Genomic DNA, 17,989 nt, shown 5'->3' with positions numbered 1-17,989 from the left:
AGTCCCTCGCCGCTCCCCCTGCGGCGAGGGACTTTTTTTATCGGCGAAAGATGCCGACCATCTCGACATGAGTGGACCAGCGGAATTGCCCTACCGGGCGCACGCTCTCCAGGCGGTAGCCACCCGCGACCAGATGCACCGCGTCACGCGCGAAGCTCGCCGGATTGCAGGAGACATAGGCGATCAGCGGCACGGTCGAGGCCGCCAACTGCATCACCTGCTCGCGCGCACCCGCGCGCGGCGGGTCCAGCACGACGGCGACAAAGCGGTTGAGTTCCTCTGGCGTCAACGGACGTCGGAACAGGTCGCGATGGTCAGCCACCATCCGCCGCTGCGCGCGCTGTCCAGCCAGTTTGAGCGCGAGCAGCACATCGCGCGCACCCTCTGCCGCATAGACGGGCCGCGCCGCGCCCAGCGCCAGCGCGAAGGTGCCAAGGCCGCTGAACAGATCGGCGATCGCCCCCGTCTCCGGCATGGCGTCGCGCACCGCCGCGACGAGCGCCGCTTCGCCATCGGGCGTCGCCTGCAAGAAGGAAAAAGCGGGAAAGCCGACTGCGACGCCGCCGAACGTCACCGTGGCCGCTTCGGGTTCCCAGCGTGTCTGCGGCCCGTCGCCTTCATCGATCGTCAGCCGGGCAAGCCCATGCGTCCGCGCGAAATCGCCCAGCCCTTCATCCGCTGCCAGCCCCTCGACCCGCACGCCTTCCAGCAGCAGATCGACACCCTGGTCGATCAACGACATGCGGACATGCGCCGCGCGCTTGTCCGGCAGGATCAGCCCTAGCAGGTCCCGCAACGGCGCGAGCAGTGCGAACAGGCGCGGGTCGAGAACCGTACACATGGTCAGATCGATCAGCGTATGGCTGCCCGCCTCGGCAAAGCCGATGGTGATCTTGCGCCCCGACCGCGCCGCGCGCAGCGAGGCCCGCCGCCGCGTCATCGGCGGCGACAGATGCGCTGGTAGCACCGTCTGCGCCGTCACCCCTTGTCCGGCGAGCCCCCCGACCACCCGCCCGGTCACGAAATCAGACAGGCTGGCGTCATCGAGATGCTGCAACTCGCAGCCGCCACAGGCCGGAAAATGGACGCAGGGCGGCGCGACATGATGGGGGCCGCGCTGGATTGTGCCATCGGGCAGGAGCCGGTCGCCCGGTGCGGTCAGCGCCGCATGGCGGCCATCGGCGGTGATGCCATCGCCCTTGGCGGCGATACGGATGATGATGTCTGGGTCGCTTTCTGTCACAATCGCGTGGCGATAGCCGCTGGCAGCGCATCAGGCAAATCATCGGCAACGAACGCCGCGCCGGCCCGCCGCGCGGCATCGCCATGCAGCCATACCGCCTCGCTCGCCGCGCGAAAGGGATCCCCTGTAACCGCCAGTCGTCCGGCGACCAGCCCCGCCAAAACATCGCCGGTCCCGGCGGTCGACAACCAAGTCGAAGCCCCCGCCGCCACCGCCACCCGTCCATCCGGTGCAGCGATCACGCTGTCCGCACCCTTATAGATAACGACCGCGCCGCATTGCGCTGCCGCTGCCCGCGCGCGATCGATCTTGCTGCCGGGCAGGTCGCCGAACAGCCGTCGAAACTCGCCTTCATGCGGAGTCAGGATCGCGCCGCGCGGAATGGCGTCGACCGCCAATAGCGTCAGCGCGTCGGCATCCAGCACCAGCCGATGGCCCGCCGCCACCGCTGCCGCCAGCCGGTCACGCGCAACCGCATCGCGTCCCAGCCCCGGCCCAACCAACACAACGGCGATCCGGTCATCGTCCAGCGCCTTCGCCACGTCCGCCGCCGTCTGCACCTGCTGATGAATGATGGCATCCGGTCCGGTCACCGCCTGATCCATGGCTAACAGTCGAACCATGCCAGCACCCGACACCGCTGCCGATCGCGCCGCAAGCCGCGCCGCTCCAAACATCGATCCACCGACCACCGCCACCAATCCGCGCGTATATTTATGTGCATCCGCCCCCGGTGCCATAAGCCGGGGCGGCTCCAGCCGGTGAACCTGGTCCGGCGCGGGGATATCAATCGGCGCGTAGATCAGTCGATCGAAGCACCCCGCCGCCGGATAGAGAAGATGCGCGGGCTTGAGCGCACCCAACGCGATGCAAACGCCAAAATGCGGCACGACGGAGAGAAGCGCGCCGCTATCCGTCTCCACCCCGCTCGGCAGGTCGATGGCATGGCTATGGCTTGCCGTCTGGATCAGTTCACCCAATCGCGCGGCAACCGCCCCGTCCAGCCCGCGCGACAGGCCGGTGCCGAATAGCGCATCCACCACCTGCGTCGAAGGCGCGGCCTCGGCCATATCCTCGACCGGCCCGTTCCATTCAGCACGAGCGCGCTGGCTCGACGGCGTGCGGCTCTCGCCCAGCGCCGCCACCCGCACCGGCACGCCCCGCTCGCGCAGCAGCCGCGCGATCACATAACCATCGCCGCCATTGTTGCCTGGCCCACACAGGACCAGCGTATCGCGCAGCCCGCCTGCTCGCCAGATGATCGCCGCCGCTGCCGCGCCTGCGCGCTCCATCAGCGTATAGTCTGGGACGCTCGACGCAAACACCGCCTGCTCCGCCGCCCGCATCTGCGCAGCGGTCAGAATCGGTATGCCGGTCATTGGGTGGCGGAGCCCGCGACCTGAACCCGCAAACGGTAACGATCGCCACCGATACGGATCTCGATCTGATCCTTGCCGATCAACTGCAGTTGGGCTTCCTCCGCGCCATCTGCGGCCTCCAAACCCCGGCCATCGTCCAGCACCGTGAAACGGCGAAAACCGCCATCGGGATGCCGAATCGTCAGTGCCTGCCCTGCCCGCTCGATCGCACAATCCCGCCCCCACGCCGCATCAGGCCCGATCGCACATTCCGCCATGCCGTCATCAACGCGAGCGTCCGGCTCATTCCCCAAAACAGAGGGGTCGCCATCGCACGCCGCCAGTGTCATCAACAGCGCCCCATAGCCATGACGCATCATGTTAGCGCACCCTGACAAGCCAACACCGCCGGCCCCAGTAGGTCGGCAAAACGCCGCTGCCCCGCTGCGTCGGCGACCAAATCCTGTCGCATCTCAATGCCCAGATAGGGGATACCATTGGCTTCGGCATGGCGGTTCATCGTCGCATTGAGCAGCTTGCCCGAATAGGGCTGCTGATCGCCGACCCTAAGCCCCGCCGCCTCCAGCAAGGGAATCGCGATCCGCGCCGCGCGATCGTCCGCGCCATAGAGGATGCCGATCTCCCATGGCCGTTGCTGGTCAGGATCGCTCGCCAGCTGGGGTGTGAAACTATGGACGGACAGGATGAAGGGCGAGGCCATCGTGGCCAATCGCCGCTCGATCGCCTGATGATACGGGTGGTAGAAGCGGCGCATCCGATCCGACAGGTCCGCATCGCGATTGCCCGATATGGCGTGGCCATCGCTCATCACCGGCAACAGGCCAGGCGCATCCTCTTCGCGGTTGAGGTCGATCACCAACCGCGACACGCCGCCCAATATCGCCGTGCCACCCAGTTGCGCGGCGAGCAGACGGCTGACTTCGGCCACGCCGATGTCGATCGCAATATGATTCGTGAGCAGCGCAGGATCGATACCGAGATCAATATCCTCCGGCACCTGCGCCGAGGCATGATCGGCGATGATCAACAGGTCCAGCCCACCCGCTTCGATCAGGGTAAAGACCTCGCTCATGCCGCGCCGATCCGTGTTTCCATCACCCACCAATCGGGATACGCGATGCGCACCGCCATCGCCGCATCGGCCAAAGCGGCGTCATCCTCGAACAGCGCAAAGCAGGTCGCGCCCGATCCCGACATGCGGGCAAGGGTCAAACCGGATTGCGTTTCGAGACACGTCAGCACCTGCGCAATCACCGGTGCCACGGCAATCGCCGACGCCTGCAAATCATTGCGCCCTGCCTCGATCAGCGCCTTTAAGCTCCCGGCATCGAGCGCTCCGCGATCCTGCCTGTCCCACCCGGCAAACACCTGCCCCGTCGGCACGGCTACGCCAGGATTGACCAACAGCATCGCCATGCCCGCCAGCCCCTCGACCGCATGCCGCGCAAGCCCCTCGCCCCGTCCCGTGACCAATTGCGTCACGCTGGCGATGCAGGCCGGCACGTCCGATCCCAGGTCGAGCGATAACGCGGCCAATTCGCCATCGTCGATCCGCACATCCCATAGCCGCACCAGCAGGCGCAGGGTCGCGGCGGCATCGGCCGATCCACCGCCAATCCCCGACGCCACCGGCAATATCTTGGTCAGCCGGATCGCCGCGCCGCGCTGTTCACCCAGATAGGATTGCAACGCCCGCGCCGCCTTCATGACCAGATTGCCCGGCCCGGCGTCCAGCGCGCCGCCAAACGGCCCGTCGATCATCAGATCGATCGCGCCATCGTCGGTCGCCCGGCCGATCAGCCGGTCGCCATGTTCGGCAAAGACGAACAGGCTTTCCAGCGCATGATAGCCATCGTCCCGCCGTGCCCGCACGTGCAGCGCGACATTGACCTTGGCATAAGCGGTTTCGACAAGCGTGTCGGCCTCAAGCTCCGCGTCATGGTGCGGCATATTCGGGCTTCAATCCTTCCTTGGTCTTGGCGGCGATCCGCGTCGCCACGTCGCCTTCGGCATAAAGTGACGCGGCGCCCCAGGCATAGCGCGCCTCATAGCGGCGACCAGCCGTCCAAAGCGCATCGCCAGATGCTCGTTGATCGTCGTATCGGCGGGTGCGCCAGCGGCGGCCCGTTCCAGTACCGGAACGGCGGCTTTGACGTTCCCGGTCACGAACTGCGCCCAGCCAAGCGAATCGGTGATGGACGGATCTTGCGGCTTGAGCGCGCTCGCCTTCTTGAGCAAGTCGAGCGCCTCCGTGACATTTTGTCGCCGTTCGATCTGCGCATAACCAAGATAGTTGAGGATAACCGGCTCATTGGGGGCCAGCGCCGCGGCGCGTTCCAACACCGCCCGCGCCTCGTCCCAGCGCTCGCCCTGCTCCAGCGCGCTCCCCTCGAACAGCAACAGCGACCATGGCACCACCGCATCGCCAAAACGGGCCTGCGCCGCGCGAAACGCCGCTGCCGCGCCATCGAAATCTTGGTGCTGGGCAAGCAAGCGGCCCAGCCGCACGTGCCGCTCCGACTCCGCATCGGGTTGCGCGGCCATGGTGCGCGCGAGTGCCAGCGCCGCATCTATCTGACCATCGACAGCCAGCGCGTCGACCCGTTCCGCCTGCGCAAGCGCGCCGTACCATCCGGCAGGCGGTACCTTGTCTGTTTCCGCAAGCGCGGCTCCGGCAAAGCCAGCAGATGTCAGCAGCCGGGCCGCAATGATATGATTTTCCGGCGAACCAGGATCGGCAAAGGTCGCAATCCGGGCCAGCCGAAGCGCCAGCCCAAGGCCCTCCCGGTCCGATCCGATATCGACAGCCAGCCGCGCCAGCAGCCGCGCATAGCCCTGAGCCGGGGTCAGCGGCGGAGCCTTTATCTTGCGTCGTGCAATTTCGGCCCGCGCTTGCGTGAAATGGGCGCCGCCTGGTGGCAGCAACAGCAAGGCTTCCGCCTTGGCTTTGCGTCCTGCCAAGTGTGTCGCCAAGGACAGGCGCAGCGCCGCATCTGCAGGCCGCAGCGCAATCGCCCGGCGCAGCGGCGCCACAGCATCTGCGACATCGCCTGCGTTCAACGCCAACAAAGCCTGATGCTCATCGACATAGCGCTGCGCCAACGCCGCGAAGCGATCCTTCGCGTCGATCGCCAGCGGCACCGCCCGCCCTTCGCCAACACCAATCCAGCTCCGCAGGATGGGACCAAGAAAGGCAAAATTACCCTCCTGCTCCATCCGGTCGGTCAGCGTCGTGGCAGCCGCCCAATCCCGCTGCTCCAGCGCTTCGCCAATCCGCAGCAACGTGCCATCGCGCGGTAAAAGCCCCGCCTGGTCCAGCAAAGCGGCTGATTGCAGCGCCAGCGCTTTGTCCCCGCTCTCCAGCGCCTGGACATAAGCGCGCTGGGCGATTTCCACCCTGTCGGGGTCACGCGCCAACGCTGCGCCATAATGGGCAACGGCCAGGGCGAGTGCGCCGTCACTGTCCGCCAATCGCGCCTGCGCATAGGTGTGCAGCGCGCTTTGCGGATCGACCGATGCCCCGGCGGTGGCCGGGATCATCATCGAGAGAGACAGGAGCAGGCGCTTACATATTGGGATAATTCGGTCCTCCGCCGCCTTCGGGTACGACCCAATTGATATTCTGGGTCGGGTCCTTGATATCGCATGTCTTGCAGTGGACGCAATTCTGCGCGTTGATCTGGAAACGGGGATTGCCCTCTTCCTTGCCCACCACTTCATAGACGCCTGCCGGACAATAACGCTGCGCCGGCTCGTCATAAAGCGGCAGATTATAACTGATCGGGATCGCCGGATCCTTTAGCTGCAGATGAACCGGCTGGTCCTCCTCATGATTGGTGTTCGACAGGAACACCGAAGAGAGGCGATCGAAGCTGACCACGCCATCGGGCTTGGGATAGGCGATCTTGGCGCAGGCGTCCTTGTGCCAGATCTTCTCATTGTCGGGCTTGTGCTTCATCGTGAAGGGCAGGCCAATTTTGAGCGTCCGCATCCACATGTCGATGCCCGCCAGCAACGTGCCGATCGTGCCGCCGAACTTGGCAAGCAGAGGCTCGGCATTCTTGACCAGCTTCAACTCATCGGCAATCCAACTGGACCGCACGGCAGCGTCATAGTCGGCCAGGCTGTCGCTCGTCCGGCCCGCCTGAACGGCGGCGAAAGCGGCTTCGGCCGCCAACATGCCCGACTTCATGGCGGTGTGCGTCCCCTTAATGCGGGGCACGTTCACGAAGCCCGCCGAACAACCGATCAGCGCGCCGCCGGGGAAGTCCAGCTTGGGCACCGACTGCCACCCGCCTTCGTTAATCGCGCGCGCGCCATAGGATACGCGCCGCCCGCCTTCGAGATATTTGCGGATGTCGGGATGCTGTTTCCAGCGCTGAAATTCCTCGAACGGATAGAGGTGCGGGTTGCGATAGCCAAGGCCGACGACGAAGCCCAGCGCCACCTGGCCACCCGCCTGATGATAGAGGAACCCACCGCCATAAGCGTCGGTCAGCGGCCAGCCCTGGCTATGGATCACCAACCCCGGCTGATGCAGCGCGGGATCGATGTCCCACAATTCCTTCATGCCCAGGCCATAGACCTGCGGCTCGCTGTCCGCGTCCAGCGCGAACTGGCGCTTCAGGATCTTGGTCAGGTGCCCGCGCGCGCCTTCGGCAAAGAAAGTATATTTGGCGTGGAGTTCGAGGCCGGGCTGATAATCGCCCTTATGCTTGCCTTCGCGATCGACGCCCATGTCGCCGGTGGCGACACCCTTCACGCTGCCATCTTCATGATAGAGGATTTCGGCGGCGGCAAAGCCGGGGAAGATTTCGACACCCAGCCCCTCGGCCTGTTCGGCCAGCCAGCGGCACAGATTGCCCAGCGATCCGGTGTAGGTGCCCTTATTGTGCATCCAGCCAGGCGTCATGATGTGCGGCATGGTCATCTTGCCGCCTTTCGACAGGAACCAATGCTGGTTGTCGGTCACTGGCGTGTCGGCCAGCGAACAGCCCATGTCGCGCCATTGCGGCAGCAATTCGTCGAGCGCCTTGGGATCGATCACCGCGCCCGACAGAATATGTGCGCCGATTTCAGAGCCTTTTTCCAGTACGCACACCGCGAGTTCCTGACCCGCTTCGCTCGCAAGCTGTTTCAGCCGGATTGCCGCAGACAGGCCGGCCGGTCCTCCGCCGACGATGACGATGTCATAAGGCATCGATTCCCGTTCGCTCATAGTCCCTCCATGATGGCGTCCGGCGGGCTGCACCCCGATCATCCGATCGCCTTATTACTCCAACACTCTATCATCACAGGCGATGAAGCACCTTGACCCCCTCGTCAACCTCTGGCCCTTAGGAGCATATGCGGGGATTAATGCAGGATAAAGCGGTGCTGAGTGCCGACGCTATCTGGCGTGGTGGCGGCTAGCCGGCGTGGAATGCGCGGTGGCGGAAACGCCCGTCAACTGGCTGCGTCCCGTCGCCGTTACGGCATCAGCGGCGCAAACAAATATGCCCAGCGCGCCGCCCGTCGCCAAACCTGTGGATCTGCAGGCCTTTCAGACCTGGCTGGCAAGCGATACCGGCCAGCCAGAGCGGCGTTGGGCGGGCCGCCCGATTTTACCGACCGGGCCGATCGACGCGCCGCTCATGATCGTCACCGACATGCCCGATCCCGCCGATATCGAACAGGGCATGCTGTTGGCCGAACGTGCCGGTGCCTTATTCGATTCGATGTTGCGCGCGATTGGCCTCAACCGCGCGGATTGCTATATGGCTTCCTTGTTTTTTGCTCGACCGCCGGGCGGCATGGTAGAAACCAGCGATATTGCCAGTGCCGCGACGCGCATGGCCACCCATGTCCATCTCGCCCGGCCACGCCGCCTGCTTTTGCTGGGGGATCGGACGATCCGTGCGTTGATACCGACGGGCGGTGGTGAAGCGCCCGATGCTTTACCCGGATTTAACCATGATGGCGGCACTGTGCCCGTTACTGCCACATTTCACCCGCGCCTGTTGCTCACGCAACCGGCGGCCAAAGCGCAATGCTGGCGCGCCCTGCAAAGCCTGATCGAGGAAGACCGTCCGTGATTCGAGCCGCGACCCGCCTGACATGCCTTGCCCTGTTCGCAATGGGCGCAGCCACGGCCTTTTCCGCTTCAGCCGATACGGCCGACACTCTGCCGCCAGCATCGGCGGCGTTGGCCAGTGCGTCGCCGCTGGCCGTGTCGGACGGCGACAAGGCCCGCTATCGCAGCATCTTCGTTGCGTTGCGCGATCAGAAATGGTCCGACGCGCGGGCGATGATCGACGCGCTGGACGCGCAGGATGCTATGCGGCCGCTCGCCCTCTCCGAACTCTATCTCGCCAAGGGATCGCCGAGGGTCGAACTGTTCGACCTGCTTGATCTGGTAAACAAGGCTGCCTGGCTACCCAAGGCCGACCAACTTTCCCGCCTGGCGCAAAAGCGCGGCGCGACCATTTTGCCGACCCTGCCGCAGGTACAGAAGATGGTGTGGCTGGGCGCTGCCCCCCGCCGCGAATATGTTGCAGCGGTCAAGGCCGACATGCTGGCGCAAGCGCTGGCCGGGCAAATCCAGACGTACATCAAAGCGGACAATCCCGTCGGGGCCGAAGCGCTGCTGGCGAGCGGTGAAGCAGGCCTGACCCCTGAAGGCTTGAGTGAAGTGCGCGAGCGGGTCGCCTGGGCCTATTATATCGAAAGCGACGATACCAATGCCCGCCGGATGGCCGCGCGCGCCTTGGAAGCGCGGGCTGGGGGCGATTGGAGCGTACAGGCGCATTGGACCGCTGGTCTGGCTGCCTGGCGTCAGAATGACTGCCGCGCCGCCGCCCCATCCTTCGCCAACGTCGCCGCTCTGGCGGGCAATGCCGACATGCGGGCAGCCGGTGCCTATTGGGCATCGCGCGCCTATATGGTGTGTGGCGAAGCGGAGAAGGTCCAAAATTATCTAAGGCTTGCCAGCCGGTCTGACGAGACCTTCTACGGCCTGCTCGCGCGCGAATCCTTGGGCCTGCCGCTCGGCGCTGCGCCCGTCGCCAGCCGGTTTGGCGCGTCCGAGTGGCAATCGCTCAAGAACAGCCCCAATGCTCGCGCCGCTATTGCGCTCAGCGCCATCGGCGAAACGGCCCGCGCTGAGGAACTGCTACGGCATCAGGCGAAAATCGGTGGCACCAGTCATTATGACGCGCTGATCCGGCTCGCCAGCGCGCTTAGCCTGCCCGAAACCCAGCTTTGGCTCGCCCATAACGGCCCGGCCGGCAAACAGCCGGAAAGTTTCGCCCGCTTTCCCGCTCCCAACTGGCAGCCCGATGGCGGCTGGCGTGTCGATCCGGCGTTGATCTATGCCCACACGCTGCAGGAATCCGGCTTCCGCTCGCAGGTCGTGTCGAGCGCTGGTGCCCGCGGCCTGATGCAGGTGCGGCCCGGCACCGGCAGCGACATGGGGCTGGCGTCAGCCGACCAATTATTCGTGCCATCGACCAACATGGAATTCGGCCAGCGCTATCTGGAAGCGCTGCGCGACATGAGCGCGACCGGCGGTCTGCTGCCCAAGGTAATGGCGGCATACAATGCCGGGCCGGTACCGGTCGAACGTTGGAACAGCGAAGTGAAGGACAAGGGCGACCCGCTGCTCTTCATGGAATCGCTGCCCTATTATGAAACTCGCGCCTATGTGAACATCGTCATGCGTAATTACTGGATGTATCAGATCCAGGGCAAGGGCAGCGCAGATTGCCTGACGGGCATGGCCCAGGGCCTGTGGCCGACCTTCCCCACATCCAAGGGCATGAAGCTGGTGCGGATGAACAAAGTCGATAGCCGCGGCAGCATGGGTGGCGGTTCGGACTGATGCCGATCGACGAAAGCCGCACCTTCCTGCCTGTACGGATCGCTGTACTGACAGTGTCGGACACGCGCGGACTGGCGGATGATCGCTCCGGCGATGCGTTGGTCGAACGGCTGGAAAGCGCGGGCCATATTCTCGCTGGCCGCTATGTCGAGCGCGACGACATGTCCGCCATCGTGGCGCGGCTGCACGCCTGGATCGAAGACCCGGAGATCGACGTGATCCTGACCACGGGCGGCACCGGCGTCACCGGGCGCGACGTCACGCCCGAAGCGGTGGCCCAGGTGCAGGATAAGGAAATTCCGGGCTTCGGCGAACTGTTCCGCTGGCTCAGCTACCAGAAGATCGGCACATCGACGATCCAGTCCCGCGCCACCGCCTGCGTTGCGCGCGGCACCTATATCTTCGCCCTGCCCGGCTCCACCGGCGCGGTGAAAGATGCGTGGGATGGCATATTGGTCACCCAGCTCGACAGCCGATTTCGCCCGTGCAATTTCGTCGAACTGATGCCGCGCCTCAACGAGCGCTGAGAAGACCCTTCCGTGCGGGGATGACAAAAGCGCGTCGCTCTGGCATCCGCCGTCCCAGCACAACAGGGACGGCGTCTTCATGATCAGCATCGGGATTTTCGGGGCCGCGGGCCGCATGGGGCAGGCAATCGCCACAGTCGTGACGGAAGCCGGCTTGACCTTGGCAGGCGGCACTGACCGCACAGATAGCGGCGAGATTGCGCCGGGCGTTGCGATCACGACCGATATAGTGGCGCTGGCACAGGCAAGCGACGTGCTGATCGATTTCTCCGTCCCCGGTGCCCTCTCGGCCCATCTCGATGCCTGCATCGCCGCGCATAAGCCGATCCTGATCGGCACGACCGGGCTGGAGGCTGTTCATCACGCGCTGATCGATCAGGCGGCGCGGGTCATTCCCGTGCTTCAGACTGGCAATACATCGCTCGGCGTCAACCTGCTCGCCGCCTTGGTGGAACAGGCGGCTGCGGGCCTTGGCGACGACTGGGATATCGAAATTGTCGAAATGCATCATCGGCACAAGGTCGATGCGCCTTCTGGGACCGCATTGCTGCTGGGCGAAGCGGCAGCGCGCGGGCGCGGGATAGACCTGGCGGCGCATAGCGAGCGCGGCCGCGACGGCATCACCGGTGCGCGGGCCAAAGGTGCGATCGGCTTTGCCGCCTTGCGCGGCGGATCGGTGGCGGGCGACCATCAGGTCATCTTCGCCAGCAAGGGCGAGCGCATCGAGATCGGCCACCGCGCCGAAAACCGCTCGATCTTCGCGCGCGGCGCGATCAAGGGCGCGCAATGGCTCGCCGACCAGCCCGCCGGGCGCTACGACATGAAAGGCGTGCTGGGCCTCTGACCGCCATGAAAGTCATGACATGAACAAGGCACAGATATTCGACTTTTTTCAGCCGCCTGGCCGAAGCAAATCCGGCGCCGATCACGGAACTGGAATATGGCAACGACTATCAATTGCTGGTCGCGGTCGTGCTGTCGGCGCAGGCGACCGATGCCGGCGTCAACAAGGCCACCCGTGCCCTGTTTCGCGAGGTCACAACGCCCCAGCAAATGGTCGATCTCGGCGAAGAGGCGCTCAAGCAGCATATCAAGACGATCGGCCTGTTCAACGGCAAGGCGAAGAATGTCATTGCCCTGTCGGAGATACTGGTCCGCGATTTTGGCGGGACAGTGCCGCAGGATCGTGACACGCTGACCACCCTCCCCGGCGTCGGGCGCAAGACCGCGAATGTCGTGGTCAACACCGCTTTCGGGCAGGAAGCCTTCGCCGTCGATACGCACATCTTCCGCGTCGGCAATCGCACTGGCCTCGCCCCCGGCAAGACGGTGCTGGCGGTCGAGCTGAAACTGGAAAAGCGCGTGCCGGGACCATTTCGGCGCGACGCGCATCATTGGCTGATCCTGCATGGCCGCTATGTGTGCAAGGCGCGCCGCCCCGAATGCTGGCGCTGCATCGTCGCCGACCTGTGCCGGTTCAAGCCCAAGACTCCCGCACCAAAAGCACCCTCTGCCGCATTGCCGTTATCGCCCGGTTCAGCAGGTAGCGAATAAAAGCACGGGATAGCGCTTGCCAGATCGTCGATTCGGCAAAAGCCAAGGAGAGACAGCATGATCATTTCGCGAGCCTATCACCTCGCCTTCGGCCTCGCCCTGACAGCCGCCGTGACCCCGGCCATCGCCAAGGACAAGCCTGACCCCTATGTGGCGAAGGGCGAGGCGGTCAATTGCATCCCGATCCAACTGATCCGCTCGACCAATGTCCGCGACGACCGCACCATCGACTTCGTCACGAACGGCCGCAAAATCTACCGCAACATATTGCCCAACAGTTGCCCCAGCCTGGGCTTTGAAAAGCGCTTCTCGTACCGGACCAGTATCTCACAGCTGTGCTCGGTCGATATCATCACCGTGTTGTGGAACACAGGGCCTGGCCTGCAACCGGGCGCGAGCTGTGGTCTGGGCAAATTTCAGCCGATGGAAAAGGCTACGAAATAAGACAGGCGCAGATGAATTGAGGCTGGCGCAGGCGTATGGCCTTTGCTAAGCGGCCCTTCTGACCAGCGTCATGCACCCATAGCTCAGCTGGATAGAGCGTTGCCCTCCGAAGGCAAAGGCCAGTGGTTCGAATCCACTTGGGTGCACCATTATTGCTTCACCACATCATGATGCATCGGCGCGAGTTTCGACAGGAACCGGTTTTGCGCCTGGAAATCGATTTTTTCTTCGCGCATCGCCTCTTGAAGCAGTTCGACCAGGCGGTTCATATCTTTCCGCTGCACGCCCAGATCCTTGTGCGCGCTCGCCATATCGCGGCCGCTATAGGAACAGCCTGCATTCAGCAGGTAGCAGAATTGCTCGAACAGCGTCCGGCTGAGCCTCACCTTGTCGTGGCCGACAAAAATCTCGCTGATGATGGGGTCGGCATAGGCGCGAACGACCATGCCATCGACGACGCGCTGAATGCCTTCCTGACCATGAAAGGCGCGGGCCATACCGTCGCCGGTAAAGGGCGTTGTGCCGGCATGGGCCGCGCTTGGCACATAGGGATCGACTGCATCCTCGCCGGGCATGGCATGAGGGGCGGCCTGAAGCAGGAGCAGCGAGAGAATTAGTGACATCATAGAGTCCTTAGAAAGCAGCCTGAAGCGATACGAGTACGCCGCGCTGGCCCTTGACGGTGGCGATCGACCCGAGATCGGCATAGGCGACCGTAGCTGTCAGGTTGCGATGCACCGCAACCGCCGCAAACAGGTCGAACCAGTCATCCTCTCTCGCAATGCCCAGATTGTCGGGCTTGCTGCGAAATTCGCCGCCGATCGCGACGCGGCGCGACAATTGCCATGCCGCTGATCCTTCGAATTGCAGGCCGTAGCTGTCCTGCTTGTCGCCGCCAAAGCCGAGTAAACCCATCTGATTCGCCTTGGTCAATCGGGCGGTGCCCGACAGCAGGATCGAGCGCGATAGGAATAATTTGCTGACCGAGGCGTAATAATCGACGCCTTCGTCATCCTGCGCGCCAATCGCGCGGACGATCGCGCCCTGCCCATTTTTCTTATATTGCGCCCCTACCGCGATGGCGGGCAGCCGGTCATAAACGAGATCGCCCGCAACCCGGAGCTTCGCCCCTATGATGTCCTGCGAAAATGCATAGTCCTTGCCCAAGCCGAGCACGGTGCCGATGTCGTTGGTGTTGAAATTTTGATGCGCATAGCTGAGTTCCAGTCGGTCCCGAATGCCGACCGCGATGCCCGCGCTCCAATAGTCATAATCCTTGACCTCGACCATCGTACCATGGGCGGACAGGCCGATGCCCTCGTCCGTTTCGTTGCCCGCGATCACGGCCCAAGGCGTCAGACCGCCCCCGCTCGCGCCTTCAAGCGACGCGATGCCATTGGTAAGCAGAAGCTTGCCGCCATTTCGAAGCGGTCTGGCGCTCGCGATAGGTGATAGGGACAAGGTAGCAAAAAGCGCCACAGAGGCGGTGAGAAGAAAGCGGATCATGATCCGCGCATTAGCCCAGGATGGTTAAGAAAAATTTGCTGTGATCAGTGGCATGCGTATCGGCATGCGCCTTTCGTCTGGTCATAAGCAATTGTTCAATATTTACCGCTAAACGCCTGCCTATGCCTATTTCACGCCTAGCGCTTATGCTGTTGTCCTGTGCGGCCACGCCAGTCCTTGCTGGCGACCTCAATCTCAAATTGGTCGATGCGGCCGGGCGCCCGGTGAGCGATGCCGTCGTTTCCGTCCGGCCCGCCGGAGGCATCCCCACAGGCCCCATCCGCTTTCCCTGGCCCACCACCATGATCCAGCAGAATGTCGCCTTTGTGCCCCATGTGCTGGTCGTGCCCGTCGGCGCGACAGTGCGCTTCCCCAACAAGGATAAGGTGCGCCATCACGTCTATTCCTTTTCGCGCCCCGCCAAGTTCGAGATCAAATTATTCGGCCAGGACGAGACGCGCAGTTATACGTTCAAGACCGCAGGTGCCGTGGCGCTGGGGTGCAATATCCACGATCAGATGACCGGATTCATCAAGGTTGTGGATACCCCCTTCGCCACCAAGAGCGACGCGGCGGGCGCAGCGCGGATTGCGGGAATGGCGACCGGCACAGCGAAGGTCACGATCTGGCATCCTTTGCTGCGCACCAAGGATAACGAACTGGTGCTTAACATCCCCATTCCGGGCAGCGGTGCGGCCAGCAAGACGGTTCCGTTGACGCTGCGCAGCGCCCGGTGAGCCGCCTTCATGCCATGACGCGACTATGGCGGCGATCCGTCTGGCGACTGCAATCGACGCTGACACTGCGCATGACCCTCTTCTACGGTGTGCTCTTCCTGGGCGTGTCGATGTTGTCGCTTTATGGCACGCGCAAGGCGATCGAGAATTATGCCGAACAATCGATCCGGCGGGAGATGGCCGTCGGCAGCGCCCTGTTCGACCGGATTGCTGCCATGCAGGTTGGTCAGATGGCCCAGGCCGGCAACGTGCTGGCAAGCGACTTCGGGTTTCGCGAAGCAGTCGGCACGAGCGATGCGCCGACAATCACATCGGCGCTCAAGAGCCTGAAGGGCCGCTTCGATTTACAACATGCGCTGTTCGTCAGCATAGATGGCACGGTTGTGGGGCATGTGCCGGGCTTGTCAGCCATGGAGAAGAACCAGTTATTCGATGCACTGGACATGGGCCAGGAACGGGGTATCGCCCGGTGGGGCGGGCAAAGCTATATGGTTGCAGCCTCGCCGGTCCGGGCACCGGTTCTCACAGGATGGGTGATCTTCGCGCGGACGATGGGACCAGCCGACCTCAGGCAGATCGCCCGGCTTTCCTCCATCGACCTTCGTCCCCGCATCCTGCCGCAAGCCGGCTCAAACATTGGCACCGGAGCGGTCAGGGAAATGGCACGCAATGGCGAACGCATCCTGATGCAAGCCCGCGCTGTGCCGACACTGATCGAATCCGCGCCGCAAATATTGGTGCTCGAATATAGCCTGACGCGCGCGTTGCGGGACTATGCGCCTATTTTATGGGCCTTGTTAGGCTTTGGTGCGCTGGGCGCGGTGCTGGCTATCACTGGTGCTTTCATCGCATCGCGCCGACTCGCCCGCCCGATCGTCGCGCTGGAGGCGGCCGCGCGGAAAGTCAGCGCAGGTCAGCATGCCCAAGTGGCGGTTCAGACCCGTGACGAAATCGGCCGGCTGGCGCGCAGCTTCAATCGCATGGTTAACGCGGTGGAAGAACGTGAACGGCAGATTGCCCATATGGCCTTCCACGATCCGCTGACCGGCCTGCCCAACCGAACCTTGCTGCGCGAACAGATTGCACTGACACTGAGCCGTCATGGCAACGCGAACTTTGCGCTCTTCTGCCTCGACCTCGACAATTTCAAGTCGGTGAACGACACGCTGGGCCATCCGACCGGCGATGCGTTGCTTTGCGAGGTCGCCGCGCGGCTGAGTGAAACCTGCCCGCAGGGCCTTGTCGCGCGACTGGGCGGAGACGAGTTTGCCATCATCATGCCCGATGGCAATGGCAACGCCGATCAGATCGGTCGCGCGCTGGTCAAAGCACTGGCGCAACCGTTCGACGTGAACGGCCATCGAATCGTCACCGGCACCAGCATCGGCATCGTGTTCGCGCCGCAAGATGGCCGGGACGCGACCGAATTGCTTAAAAATGCCGACCTCGCGCTACATCGTGCCAAGGATGATGGCAAGGGTAGCCATCGCTTCTTTGAAAGCGCGATGGACGCTGAAGCACAGACACGCCGGGCGATGGAAATCGACCTGCATGACGCGCTGCGCAAAGGCGAGCTGGAACTGTATTTCCAACCCCTGTTCGGCCTGTCGCAGAACCGCGTGACGGCGTTCGAAGCGCTATTGCGTTGGAACCATCCCGAACGTGGCATGGTATCGCCCGTCCAGTTCATCCCGCTGGCCGAGGAAACCGGCCTCATCGTCCCGATCGGCGAATGGGCGTTGCACGAAGCCTGCCGCATCGCTGCAACCTGGGCCGACGACATCCGCATCGCCGTCAATATCTCGCCGGTGCAGTTCCGCAGTGCCACGCTGAACAGCATCGTGTTGCAGGCGCTGGCGCGGTCGGGCCTGGCACCGCAACGGCTGGAACTGGAAATCACCGAAAGCCTGTTCATCGACAATGTCGAAGCTACGCTCGGCTCGCTCCATTCGCTGCGCGCGCTGGGGGTGCGGATCGCGCTTGATGATTTCGGCACGGGCTATTCGTCGCTCAGCTATTTGCGCAGCTTCCCCTTCGACAAGTTGAAGATCGATCGCAGCTTCATCGTCGATCTGTTGGCGCATGACGGCGCGACCGCGATCATTCGCGCCATCACCACGCTGGCCGACGCGCTGGGCATCGAAACCACAGCCGAAGGTGTGGAAAGTAGCGAGCAACTGGAGATATTGCGCGCCGAAGGGTGCAATCAGATCCAGGGCTATTTCTTCAGTCGGCCGATCCCGGCCGGCCAAGTCGCGGCGCTACTCGAAAAGCTTTCGGGTGACAGGATGGCGGCCTGACGTTCGGCTTCCATTTGCATCCGCTGAAGCCAAGACCTACGAACGCCGCCAATGACCACGCCCCCCGACCTCGCCATCCGCCTGCGCCGTGCCAGCTTCAACCGCGCGCTGGCGCAAACCGACCTGCGCACGATCGAAATGCTGCTGGCACGAGACGCGATTCTTGTGACGGGGACGGATAGTGCCGTTCTCGCGGGTCGCAAGGCGCAGATGCTGGCGTGGCGGCGCGAGTTTGCAGCAGCAGAGCGCCTCGTTTACACCCGAACGCCGGACAGCATTACGGCATCGACTGTCGAGCCGATCGCGATGGAGCATGGCCACTGGCAGGGCGTTCTCGCCGCGACCGGAGAACTAAAGGCATCGGGGGTCTATACCGCCAAATGGCGGCAAAGCGGCGAAGACTGGCTGATCGAGGCGGAGATTTACCTCACTCTCGCCTGA

At 63.7% G+C, this 17,989-nt stretch carries 16 protein-coding genes, 1 tRNA gene and 2 pseudogenes; 10 read left to right on the top strand and 9 right to left on the bottom strand.

All coding sequences use genetic code 11. From position 1 onward, the window contains the following. Nucleotides 1–37: 37 nt before the first annotated feature. From BF95_RS05705 to BF95_RS05675, 7 genes and pseudogenes are all read right to left on the bottom strand, one after another. The gene (locus tag BF95_RS05705; RefSeq protein ID WP_043149938.1) at nucleotides 38–1,243 is read right to left on the bottom strand and encodes a class I SAM-dependent RNA methyltransferase; all 1,206 of its coding nucleotides are present in this window, start codon (nucleotides 1,241–1,243) and stop codon (nucleotides 38–40) included. Next, the gene (locus BF95_RS05700; protein WP_043149936.1) at nucleotides 1,240–2,622 is read right to left on the bottom strand and encodes a bifunctional ADP-dependent NAD(P)H-hydrate dehydratase/NAD(P)H-hydrate epimerase; all 1,383 of its coding nucleotides are present in this window, start codon (nucleotides 2,620–2,622) and stop codon (nucleotides 1,240–1,242) included. The genes BF95_RS05705 and BF95_RS05700 overlap by 4 nt, the downstream gene beginning before the upstream one ends. After that, entirely contained in the window at nucleotides 2,619–2,981 is a 363-nt protein-coding gene (locus tag BF95_RS05695; RefSeq protein WP_043149935.1) for a hypothetical protein, read from the bottom strand. The genes BF95_RS05700 and BF95_RS05695 overlap by 4 nt, the downstream gene beginning before the upstream one ends. Continuing rightward, the gene (locus tag BF95_RS05690; protein WP_043149932.1) at nucleotides 2,978–3,694 is read right to left on the bottom strand and encodes an N-formylglutamate amidohydrolase; all 717 of its coding nucleotides are present in this window, start codon (nucleotides 3,692–3,694) and stop codon (nucleotides 2,978–2,980) included. The genes BF95_RS05695 and BF95_RS05690 overlap by 4 nt, the downstream gene beginning before the upstream one ends. Continuing rightward, nucleotides 3,691–4,572 (bottom strand): 4-(cytidine 5'-diphospho)-2-C-methyl-D-erythritol kinase, encoded by an 882-nt coding sequence (locus BF95_RS05685; protein WP_043149930.1) that lies wholly within the window; start codon nucleotides 4,570–4,572, stop codon nucleotides 3,691–3,693. The genes BF95_RS05690 and BF95_RS05685 overlap by 4 nt, the downstream gene beginning before the upstream one ends. Beyond that, nucleotides 4,559–6,162 (bottom strand): annotated as a pseudogene (locus tag BF95_RS05680) (tetratricopeptide repeat protein). Before BF95_RS05680 ends, BF95_RS05685 begins: the two are co-directional and overlap by 14 nt. A gap of 25 nt (nucleotides 6,163–6,187) precedes the next feature. Next, a complete protein-coding gene (locus BF95_RS05675; protein ID WP_043149928.1) occupies nucleotides 6,188–7,840 on the bottom strand; it encodes an electron transfer flavoprotein-ubiquinone oxidoreductase in 1,653 nt (550 codons plus the stop codon). 211 nt (nucleotides 7,841–8,051) lie between these two features. Between BF95_RS05675 and BF95_RS05670 the strand changes: the two genes are divergently transcribed. The 7 genes and pseudogenes from BF95_RS05670 to BF95_RS05640 all read left to right on the top strand — a co-directional run bounded on the left by BF95_RS05670 (nucleotide 8,052) and on the right by BF95_RS05640 (nucleotide 13,154). Next, nucleotides 8,052–8,696: a uracil-DNA glycosylase family protein gene (locus BF95_RS05670; protein WP_235209580.1), complete on the top strand. Its 645-nt coding sequence runs from the start codon at nucleotides 8,052–8,054 to the stop codon at nucleotides 8,694–8,696. Then, nucleotides 8,693–10,480: a lytic transglycosylase domain-containing protein gene (locus BF95_RS05665; RefSeq protein ID WP_043149926.1), complete on the top strand. Its 1,788-nt coding sequence runs from the start codon at nucleotides 8,693–8,695 to the stop codon at nucleotides 10,478–10,480. The genes BF95_RS05670 and BF95_RS05665 overlap by 4 nt, the downstream gene beginning before the upstream one ends. Then, entirely contained in the window at nucleotides 10,480–11,007 is a 528-nt protein-coding gene (moaB, locus tag BF95_RS05660; protein ID WP_043149925.1) for a molybdenum cofactor biosynthesis protein B, read from the top strand. Before BF95_RS05665 ends, moaB begins: the two co-directional genes overlap by 1 nt. Nucleotides 11,008–11,086: 79 nt before the next feature. Beyond that, on the top strand, nucleotides 11,087–11,851 hold the full coding sequence (dapB, locus tag BF95_RS05655; protein WP_043149923.1) for a 4-hydroxy-tetrahydrodipicolinate reductase: 765 nt from the start codon (nucleotides 11,087–11,089) through the stop codon (nucleotides 11,849–11,851). A gap of 19 nt (nucleotides 11,852–11,870) precedes the next feature. Continuing rightward, nucleotides 11,871–12,561, top strand: a pseudogene (nth, locus tag BF95_RS05650) (endonuclease III). Nucleotides 12,562–12,618: 57 nt separating this feature from the next. Next, nucleotides 12,619–13,005: a hypothetical protein gene (locus BF95_RS05645; RefSeq protein WP_043149922.1), complete on the top strand. Its 387-nt coding sequence runs from the start codon at nucleotides 12,619–12,621 to the stop codon at nucleotides 13,003–13,005. A 72-nt stretch (nucleotides 13,006–13,077) separates the two neighbouring features. Next, a tRNA-Arg gene (locus BF95_RS05640) sits at nucleotides 13,078–13,154 on the top strand. On the opposite strand, the gene BF95_RS05635 is transcribed toward BF95_RS05640, so the two are convergent. Beyond that, nucleotides 13,155–13,631, bottom strand: a complete 477-nt coding sequence (locus tag BF95_RS05635; protein ID WP_327195414.1) for a group I truncated hemoglobin — start codon at nucleotides 13,629–13,631, stop codon at nucleotides 13,155–13,157. A 7-nt stretch (nucleotides 13,632–13,638) separates the two neighbouring features. After that, nucleotides 13,639–14,511 carry a DUF3034 family protein gene (locus BF95_RS05630; RefSeq protein WP_043149919.1) on the bottom strand — a complete coding sequence of 291 codons (873 nt, stop codon included), beginning with the start codon at nucleotides 14,509–14,511 and terminating at the stop codon, nucleotides 13,639–13,641. A 146-nt stretch (nucleotides 14,512–14,657) separates the two neighbouring features. Between BF95_RS05630 and BF95_RS05625 the strand changes: the two genes are divergently transcribed. From BF95_RS05625 to BF95_RS05615, 3 genes are read left to right on the top strand one after another with little or no spacing between them, the layout of a single operon-like run. Beyond that, on the top strand, nucleotides 14,658–15,248 hold the full coding sequence (locus BF95_RS05625) for a cupredoxin domain-containing protein (protein WP_235209579.1): 591 nt from the start codon (nucleotides 14,658–14,660) through the stop codon (nucleotides 15,246–15,248). After that, on the top strand, nucleotides 15,245–17,548 hold the full coding sequence (locus BF95_RS05620; RefSeq protein WP_235209578.1) for a putative bifunctional diguanylate cyclase/phosphodiesterase: 2,304 nt from the start codon (nucleotides 15,245–15,247) through the stop codon (nucleotides 17,546–17,548). The genes BF95_RS05625 and BF95_RS05620 overlap by 4 nt, the downstream gene beginning before the upstream one ends. 51 nt (nucleotides 17,549–17,599) lie before the next feature. Beyond that, nucleotides 17,600–17,989 carry a nuclear transport factor 2 family protein gene (locus BF95_RS05615; protein ID WP_043149914.1) on the top strand — a complete coding sequence of 130 codons (390 nt, stop codon included), beginning with the start codon at nucleotides 17,600–17,602 and terminating at the stop codon, nucleotides 17,987–17,989.

Source organism: Sphingobium sp. Ant17, from assembly GCF_000588875.1.
Taxonomy (GTDB): Bacteria; Pseudomonadota; Alphaproteobacteria; order Sphingomonadales; family Sphingomonadaceae; genus Sphingobium.
The sequence above is the reverse complement of the archived record's forward strand: the minus strand, read 5'-3'. Positions and strand labels throughout refer to the sequence as shown.